This is a genomic window from Planctomycetota bacterium, assembly GCA_035384565.1.
Lineage (GTDB): Bacteria > Planctomycetota > PUPC01 > DSUN01 > DSUN01 > DAOOIT01.
Genome location: DAOOIT010000128.1, coordinates 1 through 7,960 on the forward strand (window position 1 = coordinate 1; position 7,960 = coordinate 7,960).

At 68.2% G+C, this 7,960-nt stretch carries 7 protein-coding genes; 4 read left to right on the forward strand and 3 right to left on the reverse strand.

The genetic code is table 11. From position 1 onward, the window contains the following. Positions 1 to 393 precede the first annotated feature (393 nt). The 3 genes from PLE19_23425 to PLE19_23435 all read right to left on the reverse strand — a co-directional run bounded on the left by PLE19_23425 (position 394) and on the right by PLE19_23435 (position 4,463). Positions 394 to 2,595, reverse strand: coding sequence for a VIT domain-containing protein (locus tag PLE19_23425; protein ID HPD17900.1), 2,202 nt, complete (start codon positions 2,593 to 2,595; stop codon positions 394 to 396). A gap of 86 nt (positions 2,596 to 2,681) precedes the next feature. Further along, positions 2,682 to 3,770: a DUF4325 domain-containing protein gene (locus tag PLE19_23430; GenBank protein HPD17901.1), complete on the reverse strand. Its 1,089-nt coding sequence runs from the start codon at positions 3,768 to 3,770 to the stop codon at positions 2,682 to 2,684. A 261-nt stretch (positions 3,771 to 4,031) separates the two neighbouring features. After that, complete coding sequence (locus tag PLE19_23435; protein HPD17902.1) at positions 4,032 to 4,463, reverse strand: zf-TFIIB domain-containing protein; 432 nt, start codon at positions 4,461 to 4,463, stop codon at positions 4,032 to 4,034. Between the two features lie 180 nt (positions 4,464 to 4,643). Here PLE19_23435 and PLE19_23440 point away from each other — a divergent pair, with 180 nt between their 5' ends. Genes PLE19_23440 through PLE19_23455 form a run of 4 tightly spaced genes read left to right on the forward strand, consistent with a single transcriptional unit; the run spans position 4,644 to position 7,857 of the window. Next, positions 4,644 to 5,099 carry a thioredoxin fold domain-containing protein gene (locus PLE19_23440; protein HPD17903.1) on the forward strand — a complete coding sequence of 152 codons (456 nt, stop codon included), beginning with the start codon at positions 4,644 to 4,646 and terminating at the stop codon, positions 5,097 to 5,099. Between the two features lie 31 nt (positions 5,100 to 5,130). After that, entirely contained in the window at positions 5,131 to 6,066 is a 936-nt protein-coding gene (locus PLE19_23445) for a helical backbone metal receptor (protein HPD17904.1), read from the forward strand. Then, the gene (locus PLE19_23450; GenBank protein HPD17905.1) at positions 6,063 to 6,911 is read left to right on the forward strand and encodes an ABC transporter ATP-binding protein; all 849 of its coding nucleotides are present in this window, start codon (positions 6,063 to 6,065) and stop codon (positions 6,909 to 6,911) included. The genes PLE19_23445 and PLE19_23450 overlap by 4 nt, the downstream gene beginning before the upstream one ends. Continuing rightward, the gene (locus tag PLE19_23455) at positions 6,904 to 7,857 is read left to right on the forward strand and encodes an iron ABC transporter permease (GenBank protein ID HPD17906.1); all 954 of its coding nucleotides are present in this window, start codon (positions 6,904 to 6,906) and stop codon (positions 7,855 to 7,857) included. The genes PLE19_23450 and PLE19_23455 overlap by 8 nt, the downstream gene beginning before the upstream one ends. The last annotated feature ends 103 nt before the right edge of the window (positions 7,858 to 7,960 follow it).

The following is a 7,960-nucleotide window of genomic DNA, read 5'->3' on the forward strand; positions in this document are numbered from 1 at the left end:
ATCGTAGGTGGCTTCCCTCGTCCTTATGCTCTGCTCCTTTCTCTCGTCCCCACGCCCTGCTCCCCTTTCTCGTCCCTACGCTCTGCGTGGGGACGTGCCTCTTGGCCGCTCCGCGGCCTCTTCGTCTTCGCGGAGGAATTGACGCGGGAGTCACGAACCTCCCGCGGGCTCCAAACCCGCGGGAGGTTGGGGTTCTCGGCACAGCCCTCCCGAAGAGCCGCCCGGTCCGCGCAGAGCAGGTATGCCCACGCCCTGCGCCAGGCCAGTCGAACCAGGATCGCCAAGCCCGCAGGAGCCAGAAACAACCACCCTGCCGCCGGACGATGACAGCTCTCGATGGGATGCATGGCAGGGCGGCTCCTCACAGAGCCGCCCTGGCCGCGCGCGGGATGCTCAGATCGGCTTGGCGATCTTGTAGGCCTGGCCCTCGATCACGATGATCACCGCCTCCTTCTCGGCCAGGTAGCGGCCCACCGACGGGTGCTTGTTCACCAGGGCGAAGTACTCGTCGCTGAAGGGCTTCACCTCGATGAGCTTGTCCTTGTGCCTCGCCTCGTCGTACAGGCTGTCCACCAGGAAGCCATCTGCCCGCCGGTAAAAGGTCTTGTCGCCGATGTTCACGATGGTCTTCGCGACGGCCTTGTCGAGTTCCATGTCCTTCGCCTCGTCGGCGGCGAAGCCATAGAGCTCGCCGCCGCCCTGGCGGCCGCCGGCGGGGGCCGGCGCCGCGCCGCTCTTGGCGTCGGCGAGTTGTTTGGCGCGCTCGACCGCGCCACGGCCCTCGTGTTCTGCGCCCAATCGGTCGCCCGCCTCGCGCAACCGGGTGGCGAGCTGCGGCCGCGCGCCGTCCTCCACCACCAGGAACGAAGTGTAGGGCGTCACGATGCCGTACTGCTTGCCCAGCTTCACAATCTCGTCCTCGAGCTCCTTGTTCTTGCCGCGCAGGCGGATTTCGTCGAGGAGATAGGCCACCTTGCGCACCGCCCACAGGCGGGGCAGGAAGCCGTTCTCGGCCGTCTCGGCGAAGGTGGTTTCATAGACGAACTCCTGCGGCTTCCCCGCCACGGTGCCTGAGAGCTTGATGGCCTTGGCCCCGCCGCCCTGGAACCGCCCGAGCAGCACGAGCTGCGTGCCGCGGAAGAGGTCGGGCAGCGCCTTGGGATACACATCGGCCGTCTTCAGTCCGGGGATCTCGAGCTTCAGGTCCGAGAGCACGGGGTTGGCCACCTTGGCGTAGAAGTTGGACACCTTGACCTCGATGTTCTCCTTGGGCGTCACGTAGTCGGACGCGCCGCGGTTGTCGCCGGCCAGGCGGTCGAGGAGTTCGGTGTTGACGTCGTAGCCGACGCCGAAGACGAAGAGGCGCGCCTTCTCGGCGTTGCCGGCGGCGACGGCCTTGAGGATCGCCTCGATGTTCGTCTCGCCGATCGTAGGCAAACCGTCCGTCATGAAGGCGATCATGGGCAGGCCCTTCGCGCCCTTGATCAACTTGAGGGCCAGCGTGAGAGCGTCGTAGATGGCCGTGCCGCCGCGGGCCTCGATCTTGTCAATGAACTCGAGGGCGGCCTGGACGTTCTCCTTCGTGGCCGGGATGAGGGCTTCGCGGAAGGCGACCGGCTCGGTGGCGAAGGTGATCAGGGCGAAATGGTCGGCCGGCTTCAGGCTGTTCACGCAGAAGCGCAGCGCGCCCTTGGCCTGCTCGATCTTCTCGCCCGCCATCGAGCCCGACGTGTCGGCCACGAACACGATGCTCTTCGGCTGCGCCTCGCCCGCCTTCTCCTCCACGCTGGGCGTCACCGTGAGCAGGAAGTAGCCGTCCTCGCCCGCCGGCTTGTGGGTGATCACGGCCACGCCGACGTCGTTCTTCGATGTGCTGAAGTAGAGCTTGAAGTCCCGCTCGGGGTCCACCTTGGCGCCCTCGAAGCCAAGAGTCGCCTCGCGGTCGCTCGCGCGTTTCACGTCCACCTGGTGGCTGGGCGAGTAGACGGTCTTGATGCCGTCGGGCTGCTCGACCTTCACGCGCAGGGCCACGGCGCCGATGGTGCCCGCCTCGGGCCTGGCCGAGCGGAAGGGGTAGGTGAACTCGTAGAGGCCGCCCTCGGCCCTCAGCGCCAGCGAATAGGTGAGCTTCACCTTGGTCTCGGAGTTCGGGTTCATCGGATACACGCGGCACTTGAGCATCTTGGTGCCCATGAACTCCAGCAGGCCGGGGTCCTTCATCTGGCGCACGATGCCCTCGTAGATGCCGCGGGCCTTGTCCGCGTCGAGCAGCTCGCCCTTCACCATCTTCCCGTTGATGTCCATCTCGAAGTTGTCCACCGACGCGTTGGCCTCGAGGGGGAAGAAGTAAGTGCCTTCCATCACATAGGGGTTGGGGTTGTAGAAGACGGCATTGACGGCCACCTGGGCCACCGCGCCCTTGATCGTGATGTCGGCCGTGTGCGAGCGGGTCTCGAGGGCCTGGCGGGGCGGCATCTCGGGCCGCACGATGGGCATGGGCGACGGGACCACGCGGCAGGCCGCGGCGTCCTGCGCCGCAAGTCCAAACACGGCAAGCACAAACGCCACGCAGCCCGCTGCTCTTGTCGCCTTCATCTGCTTCTCTCCTTCTGGGTGCCGGGACGGCAGGGGTTCAGCCCGTGTTGTTGGACGCGGCGCGGGGGACGAGAGTTCCCAACGGGCTACTGCGAAGCGGGAGGGCTGGTTGCGGCCCTTTCCTCCTCATACGCGCTCAGCGCTCTGTGAATCATTGCTTCCACGTCGGGGGTGGTGTTACTCCACACAAGATGCACTGCCGGCTGCTCTCGGTGGAACACCCTGAAGATCTCATCGGCAAACGCTTGGCCGATCATCGGCACACCCCGGAAGTCGAGCATCACCTCCCGGAACCTGCCGAACCGCGCAACAAGCCGGCGAGCCTGCGAACGCGAGATGAGATTCTCCTGCCCATAGCGAAGGAGTTCGACGGGGACATGCGTTCGCGAAAAGTCGTAGCCTGCCGGGTCCCTGGCGAAGCGATCGAACACCTCTTTGATCGTTCGCGTCGAGCGCGTGCTGATGGTCATGCTGACGAGTGTTCCCCCGTCGCTTCCTCGACTCTCCAGCAGCCAATCGTCGTCCGGCTCCATGTGGCCGAAGAACAGCCCGCCTGAGAGGATCGAGAACTCATCGAACATCCGGATCGTGAAGAAAATGCCCTCCCCCGTGTGGCCGTGTGGATCGGTCGTGAGCTTGCCCTTGGCGAGTTCCAGGATTGCGTGGCGCTCGTCGTCGAGCCCGAGCTTCTCCTTGATCTTGCGGAAGATGCCCACGCCGTTGTCCCAGATCGCGATGCCCACGGCATCCCCAGCCAGCGTCACTGTAACATGGCACGTTGTTCCCTCAGAGTGCTCGAGCGCATTGTTGAAAATCTCTGAGAAGCCGTGCTGGCATATAGCCAGCACATTCCCCGGCAAAACCGCTACGGCCTCGGCCGGCGCCGACGTGAGCGCAGGTGCCACCTGCTCACGCCACACGCGGTCCTCGCTCACACCGGGGGCGATGGGGAACGCGCGGCTCAGGCACACAAGTTCCTTAAGCCGGTAGACGCGGCTGCGCGTGCGTCCTATTGCCTCCAGAATGCCTCTGCCAACGAGGTCCCGCAGATGCCGAGCGACGGACTGCCTGGTGATGTCGAAGCGCTCCGCGGTGACTCGAGCGATGTCGCGGGGATGCTCAGCAACGTTGGAGATGATGAATGAGCGGATCGCCTTGGTCTGAGCCTGTGCCATGGGAGCGCCCTATTGTAAGCATGCGTTACCCACATTCACAACATCTCAAGCTCTATTGTAACCCATGGCCATCCGTTTTGTCAACATGATCCCGACGTGTCGCGTGGCACGCTGCGCACGTGGCCTGGGAGCTTATATTGCGGATTGTCGTAGACAAGCGTCCCGCGTGTCGAGGGGCCGACGAAAGCCGCAAGCGGGACGCTCGCGGCTCCGCTTGGCGCGGGCGTTTCCCATTCTGGGACCTTCTGCAACAGCAATTACTCAGGCTTCCTTGCGGCCGACCAGCCTGCCCAGCGCGCGCGCGAAGGCGCGGAGCGGGCCAGGGTCCTTCATCTCGTCCAGCTTCTGCTTCTCGCCGAGGATCGCGTCGAGTTCGCCATCATCCACCCACACGCCGTGGCAGCGCTCGCAGCGGTCAATGGAGACCGGGTTGAGGTAGGTGTACGTGTAGCGCAGGAGGCGCGCGTCCTTGCAGCGCGGGCAGCGCATGTGGGCGCTCACCGCGCCGTCCTGCACCTGGGGGTTCCCGTACTTCTTCTCGAGCGCCTCCTCCACCCCGCTGACCTTGGCGTCGCGCAGGCGCTCGAGTTCGCCGCGGTCGAGCCAGATGCCGTCGCACTGGTGGCACTTGTCGAGGTCCAGCCCCAACAGCTTCACCCGGGCCAGCGCCGCGCCATCGCGTGGACAGTTCATCTCACCGCTCCTCAGTAACCCACTTGTCAGTGCGTTCGTTCGATGCCCTTCGATAGTAGCGGAACAAGGCTTGCCGCGCAAGGGCGCGCATCCCTTATGCCTTGACACGCCGCGTTCGGCGCGGTAGCATCAGGTGTGGGAGCGGGAGATGGAGGGACGGGTGCGCAAGGAGACCATGCGATGAGAAGCAGGACTCTTCTGGCGGCCATGGCACTCTGGGGCCTCGCCTCGGCCGGCGAGGTCCTCTGGGCGCCCTCGTTCGAGGCGGGTATGCGGAGAGCGAAGGAGAAGAACCTGCCGACCCTGGTGGACCTCTACACCGACTGGTGCGGCTGGTGCAAGAGGCTGGATGCCGACGTGTTCTCGACCGCGCAGGTGAAGGCCATGCTGGCCAAGGACCTCGTGGGCATCAAGCTGAACCCCGAGAAGGACAGGAAGAACGGCGAGAAGTTCAAAGTCGAAGGCTTCCCGACCGTGGTCTTCACCGATCCGGACGGCAAGGAACTGCACCGCGTGGTGGGCTATCTGCCCCCGGCCAAGTTTGTGGCGGAAATGAAGAAGGCCATCGAGCTCTTCAAAGAGCAGACGAAGCCCAAGGTGCAGGAGGTCCCGGCCGCGCCTCCGAAGACCGAGTGACCCCGGCCCCCTCTCGCGCGAAGCAGAGCACATGACGACCGGCAAGCGGTTCAGCGTGGCAGGCGTGCTCTTCCTCGCCGGGCTGGGCATCTCCGTGGCGCTCCAGCAGTGGGGCAGCCGGGGCGTGGCGAGCGCGCCCGGCGTCGAGCCCGGGCCACAGGCGGCTCCCGCGCCGCCGCAGCGCATCGTGGCCATTCCCCCCAGCGCGGTCGAGTTCCTCTTCGCCCTCGGCGCCGGCGGGCGCGTGGCCGCCGTGGGCGACTGGTGCCGGCACCCGCCCGAGGCCACACGCCTGCCCCGCATCGGCGGCGAGACCAATCCCGGCCTCGAACGCATCCTCGCCCTGCGGCCCGACCTCCTGATCGTCCAGGGCAAGGCCGACAAGGTTGAGGCATTCGGCCGCGAGCACGGCATCCGCATCCTGCACATGAACACCGACACGCTGCCCACCCTGCGCGCCGGCGTGCGCGAGCTGGGCCGCCTCGTGGGCTGCGCGGCCGAGGCCGAGCGCCTGGCCGCGCGGATTGATCTGGACCTGGCCACCGTGGCCCACCGCGTGGCGGGCAGGCCCCGGCCCCGCGTGTTCCTGTGCATGAACCACAGCCCGGGCACCCTGCGCGGGCTCTCGACCGCGCACGGCGCCAGCCTCCTCAGCGGGCTTCTCGAAATCGCCGGCGGCCACAACGTGCTCGGCGACGTCGAGCTGGCCTACCCGCCCGTGTCGAAGGAGGAACTCCTCCGCCGCGCGCCCGAAGTCATCCTGGACCTCCACCCGGGCGAAGAGCTGTCCGACGAAGCCCGACGCCAGCTCCTGGCCGACTGGCAGGCGATGGCCACGGTGCCCGCCGTGCGCGACGGGCGCATCCACATTCTCACCGACGACACGCTGCTCATCCCCGGCCCGCGCGTGACCCACGTGGCCCGCCGCCTGGCCGAGATTCTGCACCCAGAGGCGGGAACCGAATGAGCGACCCCCCGCGGCTCCAGCTCGACGCCATCGCCTACCGCTATCCCGCCTCCGACTGGCGCCTCGAGGGGGTGTGCCTGGCCATCGGGGCGGGGGAGCTGCTGGCGATCATCGGACCCAACGGCTCGGGCAAGAGCACCCTGCTGCGGTTGGCCGCGGGGGTGCTGACGCCCGGCTCGGGCCGCGTGCTGCTCGGCGGGCGCGACCTGGGCCGCCTGTCGCGCCGCGAGATCGCCCGTTCCCTGGGCTATCTGCCGCAGCAGGTGCGCAGCGACTTCGACTACACGGTCGAGGAGGTGGTGGCCCTGGGGCGGTTCCCGCACCTGTCGGGAGCCGGCTTCCTCACGGCGGGCGACCAGGCCGTGGTGGACCGCTGCCTCGCCGAGGCCGAGATCGCCGCGCACCGCCAGCGCCCGCTCTCGCACCTCTCGGGCGGCGAGCGCCAGCGCGTCTTCCTCGCCTCGGTGCTGGCGCAGGAGCCGCGGGTGCTGCTCCTCGACGAGCCGACGGCCGCTCTGGACATCCACCACCAGGTGCGCTTCTTCGGCCTCGTGCGCCGGCTTGTGCGCCAGGGCATCGGTGTAGCCGTGGTGACTCACGACGTCAACCTCGCCTCGCTCTACTGCGACCGCGTGGCGCTCCTGCGCGGCGGGCGGCTCGTCGAGCACGGCCCGCCCGAGACGGTGCTGCGGGCCGACGTGCTCCGCGCCACCTACGGGGAGGACGTGCTGCTGAGCCGGCACCCGGCCACGGGCCGGCCCGTCGTCCTGCCCGCCGTGGAGGCGGAGAACGCCGGCGCGCGCCTCGAGACCGGCAATCGGGATTCGGAAATCGAGCATGCTTAGCCCTCGCCGCTGCTCCTGGATTCTCCTCGCCTACCTGGCGCCCTGCCTCGCCATCGCCTGCGCCGCGCCGTTCGTGGGCAGCGCAGCCACGACGCCGGCGATCTTCTGGAGCCTGCGCGTGCCGCGCGTGATCCTCGGCTTCGTGGCCGGCGGCACGCTGGCCGCCGTGGGCGCGGCCTTCCAGGTGATCCTGCGCAACCCCCTGGCCGAGCCATACACGCTGGGGGTGGCGAGCGGCGGCGCGCTGGGCGCGGCCGTCGCCTTCTGGACGCCCGGGCTGGCCCTGACGCTGGGGCCGCTCTCCTCGCTCCAGCTCTTCTCGCTGGCCGGCTGCGGCGCCGCGCTCGCGCTCATCTACGCCCTCGCCCGCCGCCCGCACGGCATCTCGATGAGCACGCTGCTGCTGGCCGGCGTGACGATCGGCATCCTGTGCGGCGCGCTCATCATGCTCGTGCGTTTCCTCGCCAAGCCCACCATCCTGGTGGCCATGGAGCGCTGGGTGATGGGGGGGCTGGACATCTTCGGCTATCGCGAGGTGGCGGGCGTGGCGCCGTTTCTGCTCCCCGGCCTCGGGCTGCTCGCCTTGCAGGTGCCGTCGCTGAACCATCTGTCGCTCGGCGACGAGATGGCGGCGGGGCACGGGGTGGACGTGGCCGCGGTGCAGCGCGAGGTGTTCCTGGGCGCGGGGCTGGCCACGGCGGCGGTGGTGTCGGTGGCGGGGCCGATCGGCTTCGTGGGCCTCATCGTGCCGCACGCGGTGCGCCGCCTCTCGGGCTTCGACCACCGCATCGTCCTGCCCGCTTCGTTCCTGGTGGGCGGCGCCTTCCTGATCGCCTGCGATGCCCTGGCGCGCGTCATCGTCGCCCCCGCCGAGATGCCCGTCGGCATCGTCACGGCGCTCATTGGCGGCCCCGTCTTCATCCGCATCCTGCTCACGCGCAAGTGAAGCCCCCGCGGGTGCGGGCCGGAATTGTGGGTGGCTGCGGGAGCTCCAAAGGAGCGAGATAGGATAGCCCAGGGCAACGCCCTGGGAACAAGACCGCCCCGCG